The 17,606-nt window shown below is 62.8% G+C and carries 17 protein-coding genes; 13 read left to right on the forward strand and 4 right to left on the reverse strand.

Translation table 11 applies throughout. The features are described 5' to 3' along the window. Positions 1-72: 72 nt before the first annotated feature. From ABIB06_RS01015 to ABIB06_RS01065, 11 genes are all read left to right on the forward strand, one after another. On the forward strand, positions 73-396 hold the full coding sequence (locus ABIB06_RS01015; protein ID WP_247441055.1) for an STAS domain-containing protein: 324 nt from the start codon (positions 73-75) through the stop codon (positions 394-396). Then, positions 396-761 (forward strand): response regulator, encoded by a 366-nt coding sequence (locus ABIB06_RS01020; RefSeq protein ID WP_027562191.1) that lies wholly within the window; start codon positions 396-398, stop codon positions 759-761. The genes ABIB06_RS01015 and ABIB06_RS01020 overlap by 1 nt, the downstream gene beginning before the upstream one ends. Beyond that, positions 758-2,824, forward strand: a complete 2,067-nt coding sequence (locus ABIB06_RS01025) for a chemotaxis protein CheA (protein ID WP_354068795.1) — start codon at positions 758-760, stop codon at positions 2,822-2,824. The genes ABIB06_RS01020 and ABIB06_RS01025 overlap by 4 nt, the downstream gene beginning before the upstream one ends. After that, positions 2,824-3,285 carry a chemotaxis protein CheW gene (locus tag ABIB06_RS01030; RefSeq protein ID WP_354068793.1) on the forward strand — a complete coding sequence of 154 codons (462 nt, stop codon included), beginning with the start codon at positions 2,824-2,826 and terminating at the stop codon, positions 3,283-3,285. Before ABIB06_RS01025 ends, ABIB06_RS01030 begins: the two co-directional genes overlap by 1 nt. Positions 3,286-3,319: 34 nt before the next feature. Next, positions 3,320-5,017 carry a methyl-accepting chemotaxis protein gene (locus ABIB06_RS01035; RefSeq protein WP_247441050.1) on the forward strand — a complete coding sequence of 566 codons (1,698 nt, stop codon included), beginning with the start codon at positions 3,320-3,322 and terminating at the stop codon, positions 5,015-5,017. A gap of 64 nt (positions 5,018-5,081) precedes the next feature. After that, positions 5,082-5,570, forward strand: coding sequence for a chemotaxis protein CheW (locus ABIB06_RS01040; RefSeq protein WP_247441048.1), 489 nt, complete (start codon positions 5,082-5,084; stop codon positions 5,568-5,570). 50 nt (positions 5,571-5,620) lie between these two features. Beyond that, positions 5,621-7,795 (forward strand): methyl-accepting chemotaxis protein, encoded by a 2,175-nt coding sequence (locus tag ABIB06_RS01045; RefSeq protein ID WP_247441046.1) that lies wholly within the window; start codon positions 5,621-5,623, stop codon positions 7,793-7,795. 138 nt (positions 7,796-7,933) lie between these two features. Next, entirely contained in the window at positions 7,934-8,788 is an 855-nt protein-coding gene (locus ABIB06_RS01050; protein WP_247441044.1) for a CheR family methyltransferase, read from the forward strand. Between the two features lie 16 nt (positions 8,789-8,804). Beyond that, positions 8,805-9,896 (forward strand): protein-glutamate methylesterase/protein-glutamine glutaminase, encoded by a 1,092-nt coding sequence (locus tag ABIB06_RS01055; RefSeq protein WP_247441042.1) that lies wholly within the window; start codon positions 8,805-8,807, stop codon positions 9,894-9,896. A 5-nt stretch (positions 9,897-9,901) separates the two neighbouring features. After that, positions 9,902-11,623, forward strand: coding sequence for a chemotaxis protein (locus ABIB06_RS01060; protein WP_247441040.1), 1,722 nt, complete (start codon positions 9,902-9,904; stop codon positions 11,621-11,623). Between the two features lie 154 nt (positions 11,624-11,777). Continuing rightward, entirely contained in the window at positions 11,778-12,233 is a 456-nt protein-coding gene (locus tag ABIB06_RS01065; protein ID WP_247441039.1) for a hypothetical protein, read from the forward strand. Positions 12,234-12,286: 53 nt separating this feature from the next. On the opposite strand, the gene galE is transcribed toward ABIB06_RS01065, so the two are convergent. Next, positions 12,287-13,279: a UDP-glucose 4-epimerase GalE gene (gene galE / locus ABIB06_RS01070; protein WP_247441037.1), complete on the reverse strand. Its 993-nt coding sequence runs from the start codon at positions 13,277-13,279 to the stop codon at positions 12,287-12,289. Between the two features lie 509 nt (positions 13,280-13,788). Between galE and ABIB06_RS01075 the strand changes: the two genes are divergently transcribed. After that, positions 13,789-14,004 carry a hypothetical protein gene (locus ABIB06_RS01075; RefSeq protein ID WP_247347300.1) on the forward strand — a complete coding sequence of 72 codons (216 nt, stop codon included), beginning with the start codon at positions 13,789-13,791 and terminating at the stop codon, positions 14,002-14,004. Positions 14,005-14,161: 157 nt separating this feature from the next. Beyond that, positions 14,162-14,608, forward strand: coding sequence for a CHRD domain-containing protein (locus ABIB06_RS01080; RefSeq protein WP_247441035.1), 447 nt, complete (start codon positions 14,162-14,164; stop codon positions 14,606-14,608). Between the two features lie 42 nt (positions 14,609-14,650). Here ABIB06_RS01080 and ABIB06_RS01085 read toward each other — a convergent pair whose 3' ends face one another. The 3 genes from ABIB06_RS01085 to ABIB06_RS01095 all read right to left on the reverse strand — a co-directional run bounded on the left by ABIB06_RS01085 (position 14,651) and on the right by ABIB06_RS01095 (position 17,172). Continuing rightward, positions 14,651-15,016, reverse strand: a complete 366-nt coding sequence (locus ABIB06_RS01085) for a VanZ family protein (RefSeq protein WP_345946813.1) — start codon at positions 15,014-15,016, stop codon at positions 14,651-14,653. A 158-nt stretch (positions 15,017-15,174) separates the two neighbouring features. Continuing rightward, positions 15,175-16,767, reverse strand: a complete 1,593-nt coding sequence (locus tag ABIB06_RS01090) for an EAL domain-containing protein (protein ID WP_354068787.1) — start codon at positions 16,765-16,767, stop codon at positions 15,175-15,177. Between the two features lie 231 nt (positions 16,768-16,998). Beyond that, positions 16,999-17,172 carry a hypothetical protein gene (locus ABIB06_RS01095; protein WP_247441029.1) on the reverse strand — a complete coding sequence of 58 codons (174 nt, stop codon included), beginning with the start codon at positions 17,170-17,172 and terminating at the stop codon, positions 16,999-17,001. Positions 17,173-17,606 lie beyond the last annotated feature (434 nt).

The raw sequence follows: 17,606 nt of genomic DNA on the forward strand, positions 1-17,606 counted from the left end.
TCCGTTGCGAATAGTTGTCGCGCGGGATTCTCGCGATGCGTGCGGCGAATCCTGAGGAAATTTGGGGGACGAATGTCGTCTGATGTCACCGAGCCGAAATGGTCCCTTCGGCTGCCAGCTGATTGCAGCATCGCTGGGATCCGCAACGTCTATGACCTCATTCGCGAGGCGTTCGGCCGCCAGGAGCGGCTCGAGATCGACTGTTCGAGCGTCGACAAGGCCGATGTGACCTCGATCCAGCTTCTGCTGTCCACCGCCAAGACCGGTGAGGCCCAGGGTCGGCCTGTGGTCCTGACCTCCTTCTCGCAGTCTCTGCGCAACACCCTTCGTCGCGCCGGCTTCGCCAGCGACGCGATGATCGATCAGCACTTCCCGCAAAAGAAAGATGGCGCCTAATGGCCACGATTCTCACGGTCGACGATTCCCCCAGCATCCGGCAGATGATCAAGGTCGTGCTCGAGCCGGCCGGCCATAACGTGATCGAGGCCGGCGACGGCGCGCAAGGGCTCGCCAAGGCCCAGGCCGGCAAGCTCGACCTCGTCATCACCGACCTCAATATGCCCGTCATGAACGGGTTGGAGCTGATCCGGGCGCTCCGCAAGCTTCCGAGCGCGGTCGGCATGCCTATCGTGTTCCTGACGACCGAATCCAACGACGCGGTGAAGCAGGAAGCCAAGAGCGCCGGCGCCACCGGCTGGATCACCAAGCCCTTCAAGCCCGAGCAGTTGCTCGCCGTCGTCGGCAAGCTGGTGCGTGCATGAGCGCGATGGACCCGACCGAGGTCTTTCGTCAGGAAGCCAGCGAGCTCTTCGAAGTTCTTGAAGGGGCCCTGCTCGATCTCGGCCTGCGTCCTGACGATCGCGAACTGGTCGATTCCGCCTTCCGCGCCCTGCATACGATCAAGGGTTCGGGGGCCATGTTCGGCTTCGACAAGGTCGCCTCCTTCATCCACGAATTCGAGACCGCGTTCGACCGCGTCCGCAAAGGCGAGATCAAGCCGACGCAGGACCTGATCTCGGTCGCGCTCGCTGCCAAGGACTACATCCGCGCGCTGATCGAGGATCCGCAGTCGACCGACGACGTCATCGGCGAAGCCATTCTCGACGATCTCAAGCGCTACGTGTTTCCCGACCAGGCCACCACTGCGGCCGCTGAGATCATCGAGGCGCCGCTGGCACCGGCCGAGAGCAAGCAGGCCGGCTGGCATCTCTATCTGGAATTCGAATCCCACGTCCTGCGCAACGGCTCCAATCCACTCGACCTGCTGGAAGACCTCTGCAAGCTCGGCCCCTGCTTCGTCGTGCCTGTGACCGACGGCATTCCGTTCCTCGACGAGATGGAGCCGGAAGATTGCTATCTGAAGTGGGACGTCAAGCTGCACGCGGCCTGCGACAAGGACGCGATCGACGACGTCTTCATGTTCGTCTCGGACGAGATGAAGCTGACGCTCTCGCCGCTGGAGCAAGTCGAGGCGCCCGCGCCGATGCCGCTGTTCCAGCTGCTCGACGAGGAGCCGGCAGAGGTGGCCGAAATGCCTGCGCCGGTGGTCGAGGCTGCTGCGCCCGTCGCCGCGCCGCCCGCCGCAAAGACGGAACCCAAATCTCAATCGAAGCCGGAGCCGAAGTCCGAGGCCAAGCGCGACGATCGCGGCATCGCCACCGTCCGCGTTCAGGCCGAGCGTCTCGACGAACTGATGGACCGGGTTGGCGAGCTCGTCATCGCCCAGGCACGGTTGACCCAGCTCGCCGCTTCCGGCTCGGACCTCTCGATCAAGATGATCGCTGAGGAAATCGAACGCCTTGCCTCTTCCTTGCGCGACACCACGATGGGCGCGCGCATGGTGCCGATCGGTTCGCTGTTTGGCCGTTTCCGCCGCCTGATCCATGACCTGTCGCGCGATCTCTCAAAACCAGTCGAGTTCGTCACCACGGGCGAGGATACCGAGCTCGACAAGACCATGATCGAGTGCCTTGCCGATCCCTTGGTGCATTTTATTCGCAACGCCATCGATCACGGCATCGAGGACACAGTCACCCGCTCGGCCAACGGCAAGACCGAGCAGGGCCAGATCGAGCTCGCCGCCGTTCATTCCGGCGCGCAGGTGCTCGTCACCGTGAAGGACAATGGCGGCGGCCTCAACACCGCGCGCATCCGTGCGAAAGCGGAAGAGCAGGGGCTGATCGCTTCCGGCGCTGTGCTGACCGATCACGAAATCCATCAGTTCCTGTTCCATCCAGGCTTTTCGACCGCGCAGACCATCTCGGCGCTGTCCGGCCGCGGTGTCGGCATGGACGTGGTCAAGCGCACCATCGAGAACATGCGCGGCACGATCGATTTGTCCACCAGGCCGGGCCAAGGCACCACCGTGACGCTACGCCTGCCCCTGACGCTTGCGATCATCGAAGGTCTTTTGATCCGCGTCGGCGAAGGCCGCTACATCATTCCGCTGTCGGCGGTTGAGGAATGCATCGAGCTGACGGCCGAGGACGAGCGTTCACGCGGCCGCGACTTCCTCAATGTGCGCGGCAATCTCGTGCCCTTCCTCAGGCTGCGCGGGATCATGACCGCCTCGGGCATGCCCGATCGGCACCAGAAGACGATCATCATCTCGACCGGCGAGACTCACGTCGGTCTTGTCGCGGACCAGATCATCGGCAACCACCAGACCGTGATCAAATCGCTCTCCAAGCTGCATTCCGACGTCACGATCTTCTCGGGCGCGACGATCTTGGGTGACGGTACGGCGGCGCTGATCCTCGACGTCGCGCAGCTCGTCGCGCTGGCGCAGTCGAAGGTCGAGAAGCATATCAGCGAGGCTGCGTGATGGACGAGACGCATACGGGCGAACATCAGGTCGACGCGATGCAGGTTGTGATGATCGGTCTCGGCGAGGAAAAGTTCGCGCTCGACGCAGGCCTCGTGCGCGAGATCATCGATCCCGTGCCCGTGACCAAGGTGGCAGGCGCGAGGGCCTTCGTTCCCAGCGTAATCAATGTTCGCGGCAACGTCATTCCACTGGCGGACCTGCGCATCCGCTTCGGCATGCCGCAGCCGGAGGATTCGGCCGACACGCGCATCGTCGTGATCGAGCTGGAGCTAGATGGCGAGCCGGTGCTGGTCGGCGTCACCGCCGACAAGGTCTACGAGGTCACGGAGATTTCGCAGACCGACGTGCAGCAGACACCGCGCGTCGGCATGCACTGGAAGCCGGAGTTCATTCGCTTCATCGCCAAATGGCGTGAAGAGTTCGTCATCGTTCCGAACATGGAACGCATTCTGAATTGAGAAGTCTCGGGCGAGACTGGGGTAGGGGCTGGAAATGAGATTTACCGTCAAGGCAAAGCTTGCCAGTGCATTCGGCGTGATCATCGTTCTGTCCGGGGTTGCGGGCGGTGTGGCTTACATGAAGCTCGGCGACATGATGGCGACCGCGGACAGCATGGTCCTCCGTGCCAAGCGCATGGAAAGGGCGACTGAAGTCGAGAAGGACATTCTCATCCAGCTTCGCGCGGAAAAGAACGCCATTATTGGCAACGAGAGCGAAGTCGAGCAGGCTGCGACCGACGCTGCCAAGCGTCGCGAGTCAGCCCTGAAGACCAAGGACGAAGTCTACGCGTTGGCGAGCCAGGCCGGCAGGAAGTTGCTCGACGGCTTTGACGTGTCCTACGCCAAGATGAATGCTTATCAGGAAGAAACGATCCGGATCGCGAAGACCGACAAGGCCAAGGCGACCGAACGCTCGAGCAACGAGGGCCGCAAGATTGTGAACGAAGCGCTCGAGTCTATGGGCGCCTATGTCGAGAACACCAAAAAACAAATGACTGAGCAGGCCGTTCAGTCGAAGGAAGAGGGACACCAGGCGCAGTTCCTGCTGATGATGCTCCTCGGTATCTCGTTGATCGTTGCGATCGGCGCGGCCCTCTGGATTTCGATCTCAATCAGCCGTTCGCTCGGCCGCGCGGTCAGCCTCGCAGGTGCCGTGGCTGACGGTGATCTCAATCAGACCATTCCTTCCGCCAGCAATGACGAGATCGGCGATCTCATGAAGTCGCTGAACGTGATGGTCGAGAAGCTCCGGCAGATCGTCGCCGAGGCGCTCACGGCCGCGCGGAACGTTTCCGCCGGCAGTCAGGAGCTTTCCGCCAGCGCCGAGCAGCTTTCTCAAGGCGCGACCGAGCAGGCCTCGTCCGCCGAAGAAGCTTCGTCCTCGATGGAGGAGATGGCCTCGAACGTGAAGCAGAACGCCGACAACGCCAACCAGACCGAGAAGATCGCCGCGCAGTCGGCCAAGGATGCCGAAGCCAGCGGCGTCGCGGTGGGCCGTGCCGTCAATGCGATGCAGACCATCGCCGAGAAGATCACCATCGTGCAGGAAATCGCGCGGCAGACGGATCTGCTGGCTCTCAACGCAGCGGTCGAGGCCGCGCGCGCCGGTGAGCACGGCAAGGGCTTTGCAGTGGTTGCATCCGAGGTGCGCAAGCTGGCCGAGCGCAGTCAGGCCGCTGCCGCGGAGATCGGTACGCTGTCGACAGAAAGCGTGAAAGTTGCCCAGGAAGCCGGCGGCATGCTGTCGAAGCTCGTCCCCGACATCAAGAAGACTGCCGAGCTGGTGCAGGAGATCACCGCCGCCTGCCGTGAGCAGGACGTCGGTTCGGCCCAGATCAACCAAGCGATCCAGCAGCTCGACAAGGTGGGCCAGCAGAACGCCAGCGCCTCCGAGCAGGTCTCGTCCACATCGGAAGAGCTCGCCTCGCAGGCCGAGCAGCTTCAGTCGACGATCTCCTTCTTCCGGATCGAGCACGCCATTCGCAATGAAAGAGCCGCGCCCGCGCCGATCGACCGCGCAGTGGGCCAGCTGCGTGCCAAGGCCGCAACCATGGCGGCGGCCGATCGTGGCCCGAAGAAGCCCGCTCCGGTCCGGAAGCCGGTTCGTGCACTGAAGGCGGCGAACGGCGGCGGCTTCGCCTTCGACATGCATGACGGCGAAGACGACCGCGACGCCGATTTCCAACGCTGATCGATCGGTCCGGCCTCGTGCCGGACCGTGCTCATTCGTAAACTTGGGATTCCTGGACTGCATCATGGCCGCAACCTCGCAATATCTGACGCTCGGGCTCGCCGGCGAGACGTTCGGCATCAGCATCCGCAATGTCCGTGAAATCCTTGACATGCGGCCGATCTCGCGCCTGCCGCACGCGCCGAACTTCCTGCTCGGCATGATCGACGTGCGCGGCAGCGGCTATCCGATCGTCGACCTCCGCTCCAAGCTCGGCCTGCCGGTCGCGGAGGCGACCGAGGCGACCCGCATCATCATCCTCGATGTGCCGATGAAGGATCGTCTGGTCGGCGTCGGTTTCGTTGCCGATTGCGTGTTCGAGGTTACCGACATCGACGAGCAAGGGATCGAGCCGATCCCCCAGGTCGGCGGCAAATGGCAGTCCAACTATGCTGCCGGCATCGGCCGCAAGGGCGAAAAATTCGTCGTGATCTTCGATCTCGCCAAGCTGATGGCGAACGACGAGATCTCGGAAGGACATAGCGTGGTCGCGGATTCACCGCGCGCCGCATGAGTAGAGCGTGATCAGGCGTAAGCACCCCAATTCGAACCGACGAGACTGAAATGAGATTTACGGTAAAAGCTAAGCTGGCCTCGGCATTCGGCGCGGTCATTCTTCTCTCGATGATCACGGGAGGTGTCGCCTATAACAGTCTCTCCAGCTTGACCGCGCAGCAGGAACGGATCGTCGGCCAGGCCACCCGTACCAAGCTCGCCGCGGATGTGATGGACGCGATCCAGGGGCAGCAACGCGCCGAGACCCGGATGATCCAGGCAGTATCGGACAAGGAGACCCAGGACAATCACAACGCAATGCTGGTGCGTCGCGAGAAGACGCTCAAGCTCTACAACGACCTGCATGGGCAGGCGAGCGACAACGGCAAACGCATGCTCGACCAGGCTTCCGGGCCCATGAAGCGCATGAATGAGTTCGAGGATCAGACCGGAAAGTTCGCGCTGCTCAACTCGAACAACAAGGCTGCCGAACTCTGGAAGAACGAGGGTCAGGCCGCGGCCAAGGATCTCGACCTGATGTTCGACGCCGCTGTCGCCGAGCTGAGCAAGGGTGCATCCGAAAACCAGCGGGTGGTCACGGCGATGTTGACCGCGCATGCGGACATTGCGCGTCTGTCCCGCGCCATCGTGACGGCTTATTCCGCCACAAGCACGCAGGAACTCGAGGTGGACGTCAAGGAGGCCACGCAACGGTTAAATGACGTCAAGGCAGCGGCGGCGCAGGCGGGCCAGGCCGGCGCAGCAGCGGGAATCAATGCGCAGTCGGAGCGCCTCGCGAAGGCCGTCGATAACGTCACGCGCCTGGCCCTCGAAGCTGGGAACATGAAGGCGGCGGCCATCGCAAACGGCGAAGGCCGCAAGGTCTTCAATGAGACGCTGGGCGCAATCGAACAGTACGCCAAGCTGAACGAGAAGCAGATGGCGGAGGTCGTGGAGGAGGGCGCCAGGGAGGCAGCCCTCGCCAAGACGTTGTTGATCAGCATGATCATTGGTGCTCTCCTGATCGCGGTGGCTTCCGCGACCTGGATCGCCCTCAACATCAGCCGCGGACTCGGCCGGGCGGTCGATCTCGCCAAGGCGGTGGCGGTAGGCGACCTCAGTCAGAAGATTTCAGTGTCGAGCAACGACGAGGTCGGCGACCTTGTATCGGCTCTCAATGCGATGACGACCAATCTGAGCGCAACCGCCGCGGTGGCTAGCGAGATCGCACAGGGCAATCTCACCGTCGAAGCCAAGCCGCTGTCGGACAAGGACACGCTCGGTCTCGCGCTCGAGCGCATGGTGGAAAAGCTCCGGCAGATCGTGTCCGAGGCCCTGACCGCCGCGCGGAACGTTTCCGCCGGCAGCCAGGAGCTCTCCGCGAGCGCCGAGCAGCTCTCGCAGGGCGCGACCGAGCAGGCTTCGTCCGCCGAGGAAGCTTCCTCCTCGATGGAAGAGATGGCGTCGAACGTGAAGCAGAACGCCGACAATGCCAACCAGACCGAGAAGATCGCCGCGCAGTCGGCCAAGGATGCGGAAGCCAGCGGCGCCGCGGTCGGTCGCGCCGTCAACGCGATGCAGACTATCGCCGAAAAAATCACGATCGTGCAGGAGATTGCACGCCAGACGGATCTGCTGGCTCTCAACGCGGCAGTCGAGGCCGCGCGCGCCGGCGAGCATGGCAAGGGCTTCGCGGTGGTCGCATCCGAAGTGCGCAAGCTCGCCGAACGTAGCCAGGCGGCCGCGGCCGAGATCGGCACGCTGTCGATCGAAACCGTCAAGGTGGCGCAGGAAGCCGGCAATATGCTTTCCAAGCTCGTGCCTGACATCAAGAGGACGGCAGAGCTCGTCGAGGAGATCACCGCCGCCTGCCGCGAGCAGGACGTCGGTTCGGCCCAGATCAACCAGGCGATCCAGCAGCTCGACAAGGTCGGCCAGCAGAACGCCAGCGCGTCCGAGCAGGTGTCCTCGACCTCCGAAGAACTCGCCTCGCAGGCCGAGCAGCTTCAGTCCACCATCGCTTATTTCCGTATCGAGCAAGGCGGAAAGGGCCACGCGCCAGCACCGATCGAACGGGCAGTCAACCAGCTGCGCGCCAAGGCGGCCACGATGGCGGCCGTCGAGCGTCCGGCCAAGAAGCCGCAGGCCAAGCCGGCGCGCGCCGTGAAGGCGGCCGGCGGCGGCGGCTTCGCCTTCGACATGAACGACGGCGATGACGATAGGGACGCCGATTTCCAGCGCTGAGACCCGTCAAGAGATCGGTCCATCCTTCACCGGTGGGCCGATCCGCCACCAGTGATTGCGTGAACGTGTGGGATTCATGATGGCCCGAACGGCCCGACATTCAGTGCAGATGGCCCTCTCGGATGGGGGCAGGCAGCGATGATGCCCGCCATGCAGAATACGGCCGTCCATCTGTCGGACCGCCACTTCCGGACCATCGCCGAATTGATCGAGGGCCAGGTCGGCATCAAGCTGCCGCAGGGCAAGCGGCTGATGCTCGAGGGGCGGCTGCACAAGCGGGTGCGCGCGCTGAACTTTTCCGACCTCAACGAGTATGTCGATAATCTGTTCGAGGCGGATCATTTCGACACCGAGCTCACCCATCTCATCGACGTGGTGACGACCAACAAGACCGACTTCTTCCGCGAGCCGCAGCACTTTACCTTCATGCGGGAGGTCGCGATCCCGGCCCTGCTCAAATCGCACGGACGGAAGAACGCGAACCTGAAGGTCTGGAGCTCGGCGAGCTCCACCGGGATGGAAGCCTACACCACCGCCATGGTGCTGGATGACATGACGCGGAACGGCTCGCGGTTTCAGTACCGCATCCTCGGGACCGACATCTCGACCGCGGTGTTGCGCCTCGCCAAGGCCGCGATCTACGCCCGCGACGTGCTTGCCCCGGTGCCGGAACAGTTTGTGAAGCGATATTTCTTGTCGTCGCGGGACAAGTCGCGCGACGAGGTGCGGGTGGCACCGGAGCTGCGGCGTATGGTGCAGTTCATGCGGATGAACCTCATGGATGCGTCCTATCCCGTCGATCGCGACGTCGACATCATCTTCTGCCGCAATGTCCTGATCTATTTCGAGCGCGAGACGCAGCGCAAGGTGATCGAGCAATTGTGCAGCCATTTGCGGCCCGGTGGCTATCTGCTGGTCGGGCATTCGGAATCGATGATTCACAGTGCAGTGCCGGGTTTGAAGCAAGTTCAGCCAACCATTTTCAAGGTCTAGCCGGAGCGCAACCAAAATGCCGAGGGAGAAGGTTCGCGTATTGATCGTGGACGATTCGGCGTCGGTGCGCCAAATCCTGCAAACGATCCTCAATGAGGATCCCGATATCGAGGTGATGGGGACGGCATCCGATCCGTTCGCTGCGGCGCGACGTCTCCAGAGCGAAATTCCCGATGTCATGATCCTCGACCTGGAAATGCCGCGGATGGACGGCATGACCTTCCTGCGCAAGATCATGGCGCAGCGTCCGATTCCCGTGATCATCTGTTCCTCGCTTACCGAAGAAGGCTCGAACGTGATGTTCGAGGCGTTCGAGGCAGGCGCGGTCGACATCGTGCCCAAGCCGAAGATCGACACGCGGCAGGCGCTGCTCGAATGCTCCACGCGGTTGCGCGAGGCCGTGAAGTCGGCGGCGCAGGCGCGGGTGCGCCCTCGTTCCGAGCGGCGGATGATCGAGAAGAAGCTCACCGCCGACGCCATCATTCCACCCCCGGTGCAGGGCAAGGTCCGGCCGACGACGGAGCGCCTCGTGTGCGTCGGTGCCTCGACCGGAGGGACCGAAGCGCTCAACGACGTCCTGGAGATGCTGCCGCCGCACTGTCCGCCCATCGTCATCGTCCAGCACATGCCGGCAGGCTTCACGGCGGCCTTCGCCAAGCGTCTCGACAGCGTCTGCCAGATCCGGGTCAAGGAAGCAGAGGACGGCGAGCCGGTGCTGCCGGGCTGCGCCTATATCGCGCCCGGCGCCCGTCACATGCTGCTCCAGCGCATCGGTCTGCGCTACCAGATCGCCATCAAGGACGGCCCGCCGGTGTCGCGGCATCGCCCGTCGGTGGACGTGCTGTTTCGCTCGGCCGCCCAGCATGCGGGCGCCAACGCGCTCGGTGTGATCATGACCGGCATGGGCGACGACGGCGCGCGGGGAATGCTGGAGATGCGCAAGCTCGGCGCCTCGACGCGGGCGCAGGATGAAGAGAGTTGCGTGGTGTTCGGCATGCCCAAGGAAGCCATCGCCCATGGCGGTGTCGAGAAAATCGTTTCGTTGCACCATATCCCGCGCGAGATCATGCTCTGGTACCAGGCCGGGCATACGGCGCTGACAGGTTGATTGCAATGTCTGCCATTCCGGCCAATACACTCGCTGAGGCGACCGCCGCAATTGAGGACGTCTCGTCGCGGATCGAGGAGGTCTTTGCGCGGGTCGGCCAAGAGCTTGGGCGCGGCCACCTCATCTTCAAGGAGCTGAACCAGGGCCTCGCGACGCTCTCCGAGGAACTCGCGGGCGCCGAGATCGAGGGGGCGGCGACGGCGCTACAGGAGATCGCCGCGCGGCTCAGCGAGCTTGCGCAGGCACTCCCGGGTGAGAGCGCCCTGCTTGCGACGATCGGTACGAGCACCGCGGAGGCGTCTGCGCTGCTCAAGCCGCTGTTCAAGCACATCCAGATGATCACCATCATCGCGCGCAGTGCACGGATCGAGGCCGCCTCGCTCGAAGGCGATCGCGAGGGCTTTCTGGCCTTCACGCAGGAGGCCTACGATCTCGGCAAGGCCGTGCAGCGTTCGATCGAAGGCTGCGCGCGGGATCAGCAACGCCTGTCGGAAGCGGTCGCCACCGCGTCCGGCCGGCAGAAGGAGTTCGAGAGCCGCTACGGCAATCAATTGGTGTCGGAGAGCACCGAGCTCGGAGCGGCCTATTCGGGATTACGCGACCAGCGCCGCAACAGCAGCCAGCTCGCCGTTCTTGCCAGCAGCAGCACCAAAAAGATCGCTGAGGCGGTCGGCAGCGCCATCATTTCCCTGCAGGCGGGTGACAGCACGCGCCAGCGTCTCGAGCACGTCTCTCACGGCCTCGGCCTCGTGTCGGGCTCCGCCCCGAATCTCGTTCCCCAACCAGCTGCGAGCGACGACGGCGCGCGCGCGATCTGCCAGTTGCAGGCGGCCCTGCTCAGGGACGCCCAGCGCGAGTTCGGCGGCGACATCGGCCAGATCGTTCGCGCGCTGACGGCCATCCTGCACGATGCGGGAAGCGTCGTCGGCCACGGCCGCACGCTGTTCGGCGGCGGAGATGGCAGCTCGTCGTCGTTCCTGGCGCGCATCAAGCAGACGCTGGCGCACGCCTCGAACCTGATCGCCACCTGCGAGGGTGCCGGCCGTTCGGTCGACGAGGCGCTCGCGATCGTCGAGGACACGCTGACAAAATTTCGCCAGGCTATCGCTGGTCTCGCCGAGGCGACCGTCGACATCACGCTGATCGGAATGAACGCCGGCCTCAAGGCAAGCCATCTCGGCAGCCGCGGCAGCGCCTTCGTTGTCATCGCTAACGAGCTCAAGGCGACCGCCGACCAGGTCTCGGCGGGCGCAGGGCGCTTGCGCCCCGTGCTCGACGGCATCGAGCGGTCGGCCGGGGAGTTGAAGAAGTTTCGCGTGCAGGGCGATCCCACGCAGCTCTCCAAGCTCGAGCCGCAGATCCTTCAGGCGCTGCGCGAGGTCGAGGCCGGCAACGAACGGCTCGACAAGCTGATGAGCCGGCTCGTCGACGAAGGCGCGGAGTTCGAGCGGCTGATGAATTCGGCGCAAGCCCTGATGACCAAGCTCGGCGAAGGTTCCGCGGCATTGCCCTCGGTCGCCGCGCGCCTCGAGACTGCGAGCGCGGGCGCACGGCGGCCGCAGCCACAGGACGAGGCTGTGCTCGACGATCTGTTCGCGCACTACACGATGGAGCGCGAGCGGGACGTCCACCGGGAATTCCTTCAAACGCTCGGGTTGGCGTCGATCGCCGCTGCGCGCCGGGTCGAGGCGGTCGAGACCGCCGATGACGGCATAGAATTGTTTTGACCTTGCTGCCGGCGTCGCTTCGCGTGTCGGCAGCAATTTGACCGGTTGGCTTTGCAGGGCGTTAACCGTGGCGGAATGCTTGCCGCATCGGTCATTGTCGCGCCCTAGAGTTGGTCGCACATAGGGGTGAATGAATTTCAGGACGGATGTTTTCATGCTGAAGGACGGCAAATACGCTGCTTGGTTCAGGACCCCGCGCGGTCAGGGCACCGGTGTCGTGCATCTGGCGGAGGGACGAATCTCCGGCAGCGACAGCTTCTTCACCTACGACGGCTCTTATCGAATTGAGGAGCAGCGCTTCACGGCGGTTCTGACCACGCGGCGACATGCCGAGGGGCCGCCGACCGTGTTCGGGCCTGACGAGGTCGAGCTCAAGCTCTCGGGCGTGTGCAGCGGTGCGATGGCGACCTGCTCGGGAACGGCCAGAGAAGCGCCCGATGTGACGTTCGAGGCGACGCTGATCTACAGCCGGGAGGATGCTCCGGTTAGCGATGCCCGATGCGCGGTCGTGAAGCTCAATGACAAATTGCCCAAGGGCCTCGACAGCCGTTCACGGCCGCGCCGTCCGTTCACGCCGGGATCGCACGGACCAGAGCGGAATCGTCCGTAGATTGCCTTTTCACCTGCTGCGACTGGCTTTTGACGGCGGCCGACCGAAGCATGTCAGGACTGTTTAAGCGGATGGGCCTTTTGGTGCCAGGCCCAGGCAGTGCGGATCACGGTGGACAGGTCGGAGTGACGCGGCAAGAAGTTTAGAACTTTTCGCGCAGCAGAGGGGTCCGCGACGAGATAGGTGGGATCGCCAGCGCGGCGCGGCTTGACGGTGTGAGGCACCTCGCGCCCGGTCTCCTGCCTGATCGCAGTCAAGATCTCTCGCACCGAGAATCCGGACCCGGTGCCGAGATTGAAGCTGCTACCGGCGTGCCCTTCTTCCAGCAGCTTCAGCGCCGCGACATGCGCCGCCGCGAGGTCGGTAACGTGGATGTAGTCGCGGATCGCGGTGCCGTCGGGCGTGTCGTAGTCGTCGCCGAACAATGCGAAGTCGGCATGGCCCTGGAGCGCCATCATGGCGCGCGGAATGAGATGGGTCTCGTTGTCACGCAGCTCGCCGATGCCGCCCGCTGGATCGGCGCCGCTGGCGTTGAAATAGCGCAGGCAGAACGCGCCGAAGCCGTAAGCCGACCGGTAATCGGCGAGCATGCGCTCGATCATCCATTTCGATGCACCGTAGGGATTGATCGGCGCGCAGGGAAAATCCTCCGGCAGCTCCTTGGAATCTGCGTTACCGTAGACGGCGCCGGTCGAGGAGAACACGATGCGGCGGCAGCCTGCGTTGCGCATAGCCTGCAACAGCGACAGCGTGCCCTGGACATTGTTGATGTAATATTTCTGCGGGTCCGTCATGGACTCGCCGACGAGACTCGCGGCCGCGAAGTGCATCACTGCCGCGATCTTATGCTCGGCAAAGGCGCGCGCCAGCGCCGCTCCGTCGAGCAGGTCTCCGATGACCATTGGGCCGGCAACGAAGCTGCGATGACCTGTCGACAGATTGTCATAAACGACGGGTTGATAGCCGGCCGCAGTCAGTGCGCGGCAAGCATGCGAGCCGATATAGCCCGCGCCTCCTGTAACGAGGATGGTCGGTCTGTCGGTCATGCCTGGTACCTCAAAGCGAACTCAACCAACATCCAGACGACCGTCGCCAGCAACGAATCCGCACAACGCACGAGCAGCGCAATTGTGAGCCATTCGGGGCCTCCCGGCGAAATCGGCCCATACGTCGTCGGCCAAAAGTGGTGGAGAAGACCAGAGGATACCGAGTGGTTCCCCCGGAACTGACGTGACCCAGGGAAGGGCTATCGAAGTGATCTGGCCCAATACCATCGGCCCTCGTTTTGATGGTGGATCAATCAGATGAGCATAGAGCGATATTCGCTGTATGCAACCCGGTGGTAGCTTCGGCATTCTTGCCGTTCTTCGTCTTAGCCTAGCGTTGACTCTATCATTGCGAAATGCGGCCGGTGACCGCAACGCGGCAACATTACTTTTAGGCACGAAAACTAGATTGTTGCTTGTGCAAAAAGACGGACGGAACCATGCCACAAATATGGATGACATATAGCGAACTCGCGGCACTTAGTGGGTGCACGCCCGCCGAAGCCCGAATGCGGGCCATTCATTTGTCGCTCGACCGTCGCAAAAGCCGCGATGGCACAACACGCGTCAAACTCGATCTGGCGCTGACGGCCAAGTTCTTCGCGTCTGTGCGCGAGTCCGATTTTGATCTCGACAGCGCCATTGAGGCGCTCCAGGCCACGCATCGCCAGATGGCCGAGCTCCTGGTGCCGAACGAGGTCCTCGGCAGGCGTGGGGCAGCTTGAACCGCCGGACACTGCCCCCTATCAGGATAGGCTATGTGACCGGGAGCCGAGATTCCTGCGATGGTTATCTCGAATCAGGCATAAATCTGCATCTGGACTTTCCGGCTGGGGCCGGTGTTCCAACTGCGACGGGCCAAAGAGCCCGCAGGAGGGGGCGATGAGGAAAGCCAACTATCGGGTCTGCGTGACACTGTTGGGGACGGCAATGCTGGGTGGGCTGGTCATCTCGATGGCCACATCGGCAAATGCAGAGGTCGTGAAGCTGCAGGCCGATCTCAAAGGCAGCAATGAGGTGCCTCCGAACACCTCGTCCGGCTCGGGCAAGGCAGAAGCGACCTACGATACCGAGGCGAAAACTCTGACTTATGCGGTCACCTATGCCGGCCTGACGGGTCCGGCGATGGGAGCTCATTTCCACGGTCCCGTGGAGGCGGGCAAGAACGCCGGCATCGTGCTGCCGTTCAAGACGGTGCAAAGCCCCATCCAAGGCAGCGCCACTCTCACCGACGCGCAGGCCGCAGATTTGCTGGCCGGAAGGTGGTACGCCAACATCCACACGGCGGCGAACCCGGGCGGCGAGTTGCGCGGCCAGATGACGAAGTAAGTTCAGCTGGCGCGTCTCACCGGTCGTCTTGGTCGAGCGATGCTAGGACGGCGGTCTGGGCAAGAACGCCAAGATCATCTGGGCGAGCATAACCCCGACGGTGCCTCCTGCCGCTTTTTGCAGCACGTCAAGGAAGCCGGGATCCCGGTCGGGTGTGAACGCTTGCAAGAGCTCCAGCCCCATGGCGACCGTGATAACCAGAGAGCAGGCCAAAGCGAATCGGCCCGGTAGCAGGAAGGAAAGCAGAAATCCGAGCAGCCCATAGGCGCTGAAGCGCTCGATCACGACGACCCAATAAGCCTCGTGATGCCCCATGAGCGCGGGTCTTCCCGCGAGCCTCGCCAGGGTGGCGTAGACGATGAGCGCAAGGCAGATGCTTGCGGCTGCAAAGAGGTGGTTCCTGCGCATCACGCCAACATACAAGGTTGGTCGTCCGTCTGGTTCGAAAGCCAGAAATATCGTTAAATTCCCTGCCGCCATCGAGCCGCGGCTGGCGCAGGAATGTTTAGAGGAGACGCTTGGAAGCCAAACATTATGTCGAGGAAGGAGAAATGCTTCCGCAACAGTCAGGCCACCATAGCCGCGTCGTCGGAGAGCGTCGCGCCTGCCTGCGCCGCGCGACGGGACTCGACCAGGTTGCTAAACCTCGCAAAGGGCAGGGGCGCCGCAACGAGATAACCTTGTCCTTCCTCTACGCCGGCGGAGACCAGCGCGCGGAGCTGCTCCTCCGTCTCGATGCCTTCTGCGACCACGGACATATTGAGGTCCCTCGCGAGCGCTACCAGCATTTCCACGATCGTTGCCGTTGACGCGTCCACGGTGATCGTGTCCACGAAGAACTTGTCGATCTTGATCGTGTTGGCGCCAAGGCCCTTCAGTCGGGACAATCCGCTATGGCCAACGCCGACGTCGTCGATGGCGACGCGAAAGCCGTGCTCCCGCAGTTCGGCTACGACGGCCGCGGCGCGCGCGAGATCGTCAAGCTCGCCGCGTTCGGTGATTTCGACCATGATCTGGCGCGCGGAGACCTTTGCCGTCAGGACCGTACGGCGCAGCGTTTCAACAAAGCCTGTATCCAGGAGGTGCTTGGGCACGACGTTCAGGGACAGCTTGAAATTCTTGTCCGCCGTCAGCAATGGTTGAAGGTCGGCGAGCGCCGATCGCAAGATATGCCAGGTCATCGCCTGGATGCGTCCACTGGATTCGGCGAGTGGAATGAAGTTCATCGGCGGGACCACCGAACCATCTCGGCGCAGCCAGCGAGCCAGGATTTCGCAGCCGTTGATCCGACCGGTCCTGAGGTCGAAGATCGGCTGATAATATGGTGTGAATTCGCCAGCTGCCAGTGCCCGATCGAGATCGGCGACAGGTCCTTCCATGCGGCGGCTTCGTGCCAGTAAGACGCCAAAGATGGCGCCAAGTCCAAGGGCAACAGCGAGGGTCGGCCAGTAAGCCTCGTTGTTCCAGCTCGAAAGGACCGCGTGATCGAGCCGGATCGTGGTATGGAACGGAAATTGGGTGGAATTCCTCTCGAAACTGATCGGTTGCGGCAGGGCGCTGCCGGCGTCGGTCTGGAATTTGCCGAGTTTTTCGCCGTTGCTCAAGGCGAGGACGACTTCACTGTGCGCGCGCAGTTCGGTGGGCATGATGTCGAACAGGCTGGCATTGATGCCGACAATGGCGACCAGGGCTGAGCTGCCATTGATGTCCCTGAGCACTCCCAATGCGTCGCCGCCGAACTGCTCAACGCGAAACAGCTTGAGCTTCTTATCGCGGGAAGACAGCATGTCGCGGCGATCCACCCATCCCTTGTCGAACTCTAGCGTCTCGGAATAGGCCGAGCAGATCACCGAGCCATCCGGATTGACGAGCCGGACGTCCTTGATCGCAGAGCGCTGGTAGACGTGGAGCCGGATCGCCTGCAATGCCCCGGATTCGCAGCTGGCAAGCTCCCGCCTCGCGAGCTCGTCCAGGCTGTCAACGGCAAAATCGACCGCAGCTTCGGAGCGCCGCAGAACGACCTCGGTCAACTCGTTGAGCTGATGCGCTTGCTGGTGGCCAATGACGACCTCAGCAGCGAAATGGCCCGCCAGCCCAAACGTCAACGTGCTCGCAAGCACGAGCGCCGCAAACGGGAGGTTCGGTCGCTGCAATCTCATCCGGTTCAGACGGAATCCAGGAGGGTTAGAGGCTCGATCCTAGCTAGCGCGGGCTAAGATAGGGTTTAACGGTACTTTGCGGCTCGGCGATGAATATAAACGATTAGCTAATGAGCGATCGCGACCAGCAAGGGAACAGGACACCCAGCTACTTGGCGCGAAGACGTAGTCGAGGAGCCAGGCGTAGAGGTCGGCTCGGTCCCGTCGAAAGAACATCGCCTGCTTCCGAGGCTAGACCTTCTTGCCTGACTTCGGCTTCAACGAAAGACCAAGCCGCAAAGCCATCCGCTTGACTGCGTCAGGCGTGCGCCCGAGCTGTTTCGCCGCCTCTTCCAGCGAAGTCGAAGACTTAGCCAACTCCATCAACCGGCGGTCCTCTTTGAACGACCAGGGCTTGCGCGCCATAACCGAAATCATCCTCTCGTCGACACAAAGACAAAGCCGCCAAGCGGACCCATGTTCGCTCGGCGGCTTTGCTTGGGTGGGGCCGGGCTTGGGGAGCCCGGTGAGGCGATGGATAAGCAATTGGTGAGACTTCGCAACAAACTCTGCGGGTTAAGCTAACCGCTCAACCTTACCGCGATAAAAATCGGCGCGCGCCGCACCGTATAACCACGGGGCTTTCGCTTAACAAAGCCGCGATCGTAAGTAGCGGGCGATATCTTCCAGCGGATCGATGAACCCGATCCACTACAGATGGTCCGTCACTATACTGAAGGCATAGACAGGGCGACGGCGCGATGCGCGAAAGCAGTCCCGGATTGGACTCCCTGAGGTGAACCGGGGTTGACATCATCGTTGCATCAAGTTCGGGCAACATCAGCTATCCCTCACGGCCT

The sequence above is a fragment of the Bradyrhizobium sp. LB8.2 genome (genome assembly GCF_040548035.1).
Taxonomy (GTDB): Bacteria; Pseudomonadota; Alphaproteobacteria; order Rhizobiales; family Xanthobacteraceae; genus Bradyrhizobium.

Coding starts and splice junctions, on each gene's coding strand:
- ABIB06_RS01035 (WP_247441050.1), top strand. CDS start 3,320: ATGAGATTTACCGTCAAGGCAAAGCTTGCCAGTGCATTCGGCGTGATC.
- ABIB06_RS01040 (WP_247441048.1), top strand. CDS start 5,082: ATGGCCGCAACCTCGCAATATCTGACGCTCGGGCTCGCCGGCGAGACG.
- ABIB06_RS01075 (WP_247347300.1), top strand. CDS start 13,789: ATGCGGGCCATTCATTTGTCGCTCGACCGTCGCAAAAGCCGCGATGGC.
- ABIB06_RS01045 (WP_247441046.1), top strand. CDS start 5,621: ATGAGATTTACGGTAAAAGCTAAGCTGGCCTCGGCATTCGGCGCGGTC.
- ABIB06_RS01090 (WP_354068787.1), bottom strand. CDS start 16,767: ATGAGATTGCAGCGACCGAACCTCCCGTTTGCGGCGCTCGTGCTTGCG.
- ABIB06_RS01085 (WP_345946813.1), bottom strand. CDS start 15,016: ATGCGCAGGAACCACCTCTTTGCAGCCGCAAGCATCTGCCTTGCGCTC.
- ABIB06_RS01095 (WP_247441029.1), bottom strand. CDS start 17,172: ATGGCGCGCAAGCCCTGGTCGTTCAAAGAGGACCGCCGGTTGATGGAG.
- ABIB06_RS01020 (WP_027562191.1), top strand. CDS start 396: ATGGCCACGATTCTCACGGTCGACGATTCCCCCAGCATCCGGCAGATG.
- ABIB06_RS01065 (WP_247441039.1), top strand. CDS start 11,778: ATGCTGAAGGACGGCAAATACGCTGCTTGGTTCAGGACCCCGCGCGGT.
- ABIB06_RS01055 (WP_247441042.1), top strand. CDS start 8,805: ATGCCGAGGGAGAAGGTTCGCGTATTGATCGTGGACGATTCGGCGTCG.
- ABIB06_RS01050 (WP_247441044.1), top strand. CDS start 7,934: ATGATGCCCGCCATGCAGAATACGGCCGTCCATCTGTCGGACCGCCAC.
- ABIB06_RS01015 (WP_247441055.1), top strand. CDS start 73: ATGTCGTCTGATGTCACCGAGCCGAAATGGTCCCTTCGGCTGCCAGCT.
- ABIB06_RS01080 (WP_247441035.1), top strand. CDS start 14,162: ATGAGGAAAGCCAACTATCGGGTCTGCGTGACACTGTTGGGGACGGCA.
- ABIB06_RS01030 (WP_354068793.1), top strand. CDS start 2,824: ATGGACGAGACGCATACGGGCGAACATCAGGTCGACGCGATGCAGGTT.
- galE (WP_247441037.1), bottom strand. CDS start 13,279: ATGACCGACAGACCGACCATCCTCGTTACAGGAGGCGCGGGCTATATC.
- ABIB06_RS01060 (WP_247441040.1), top strand. CDS start 9,902: ATGTCTGCCATTCCGGCCAATACACTCGCTGAGGCGACCGCCGCAATT.
- ABIB06_RS01025 (WP_354068795.1), top strand. CDS start 758: ATGAGCGCGATGGACCCGACCGAGGTCTTTCGTCAGGAAGCCAGCGAG.